This is a genomic window from Sunxiuqinia dokdonensis, from assembly GCF_001270965.1.
Classification (GTDB): domain Bacteria; phylum Bacteroidota; class Bacteroidia; order Bacteroidales; family Prolixibacteraceae; genus Sunxiuqinia; species Sunxiuqinia dokdonensis.
In genome coordinates this window covers 1-1,594 of sequence record NZ_LGIA01000138.1, presented here as the reverse complement: position 1 = coordinate 1,594, position 1,594 = coordinate 1, and the positions used below count along the sequence as shown (strand labels likewise).

General features: G+C 45.2%; 2 protein-coding genes. One reads left to right on the top strand and one right to left on the bottom strand.

What is annotated here, in order from left to right; translation table 11 throughout:
- Positions 1-15: 15 nt before the first annotated feature.
- The gene (locus tag NC99_RS08035; RefSeq protein ID WP_082326374.1) at positions 16-921 is read right to left on the bottom strand and encodes an SMP-30/gluconolactonase/LRE family protein; all 906 of its coding nucleotides are present in this window, start codon (positions 919-921) and stop codon (positions 16-18) included.
- A 73-nt stretch (positions 922-994) separates the two neighbouring features.
- On the opposite strand from NC99_RS08035, the gene NC99_RS08030 reads away from it, so the two are divergent.
- Positions 995-1,594 (top strand): DUF2490 domain-containing protein (locus tag NC99_RS08030; protein WP_157624675.1); only part of this gene is annotated, 600 nt, incomplete at its 3' end.

Genomic DNA, 1,594 nt, shown 5'->3' with positions numbered 1-1,594 from the left:
ATTGAGCAGCTTTTTTTATTGCACCCCGGCGACTTTCATCGCCAGTTTGTACACCGATGTTCGTGCGGTGATAAACAGCGTTTTTCGGTTTTTGCCTCCAAAACAAACATTGGCTGGCTGCTCCGGAATTTGGATCGCTCCCAGCTTTTCTCCTTTTTTCGAATACACGGAAACAGCCTGATTGGTCAGGTAAACGTTGCCCTGGTGATCGATTGTCATTCCATCCGATCCTTCAGGCGCAAAAAACGTTTTGTTGGACAGACTTCCGTCTTGCTGAATATCGTACTTCCATATTTTTTGATCATTGATGTCGGCTACGTACAACGTTGAACCGTCTCGAGTGCCAATGATTCCATTCGGCATTTTGAAATCAGCGGCGACCCGGGTTATTTTTCCAGCTGGAGTAACACAGTAAACCGCCCGCTCATCCTGCACCTGTGTGTGACCTTCGGGCCACCAAGGTCGATGATAATAGCTGTCGGTCAGGTAAATATTGCCGCTCGGGTGAATCCACAAGTCATTGGGACCGTTCAAATGTTTTCCATCATAGTTATCAACAAGCACGGTTTTGTTTCCCGCCTGATCTATTTTAATCAGCTTGTTTTGGTAGTCGGCGCAGGCTACCAGCTGACCGTCCTGGTCGAAATATAAGCCATTGGCGCGCTCGCCGTCAACTTCAAATTCTGTGATTTGATCATTCTCTTTCCAGATGTAAATTTTATTGTTGGGCTGGTCAGTAAAGTAAACCTGTCCTTTTTGATCAGGTGCCGGCCCTTCGGTAAATGCAAAGCCAGACGCAATTTTTTCAACTTCAGCATTGGGTTTGATGAGTTTACTTAGTGCGTCGGCCTTTTGAGCAGATACACCAACTGCCAGGCAGCAAATCACGCAAAGAAAGTGTAAACGGACAAATGTCTTCATAATATTAAGCTTAAATGGATTTCTGTTTACGAATATATTGAATTTTCATCGAAAGCTTATCTTTGCGCTTCAAATGAAGAGAAGTACACAGCTATTGCTTTTTGCATCCTTGCTTTTACTGCTGGGCGGGCAACAAGTTTTTTCGCAGGAAAAACGTGATTTCTATCTGTGGAACACCACTTATCTTCAGGCGCGCTTAAGTTCCCAATACAGTTTCAGGCTCAGCGCCAAAGTTCAGTACCTGACCAGTGATGATCTTCGGGAGATGACTTATCTTGATGCGGCCGTTTCGCGGAAAATGAATGATTGGCTCAACCTGGGGCTGGCTTTTCGAACCACGCAGCATAAAAAGTTGACGAGCGACAAGATGGAATACCGTCCCCAGTTGGTCACCACCATGAACTGGACTTCATCAAAAATAAAATTCAGCACAACCAACCGACCCGAGTACCTCATGTTTAGTGAAGGAGACAACTATGGCCGTGTTTACCACAACATCTTTGTTCATTTTTCTTCCTTTGAAAAGTGGCCCAAACCGTATTTGGGAGAGGAACTGTTTACCAAGCTGAATTCGGATCAGCTACATTTGGCGCGAATTTATGGAGGCTTGCATGTGTTGGAACGGCAACACTTTCGCGTGGATGTGTACTATGTAGTCAAGCCTGAAAAACCG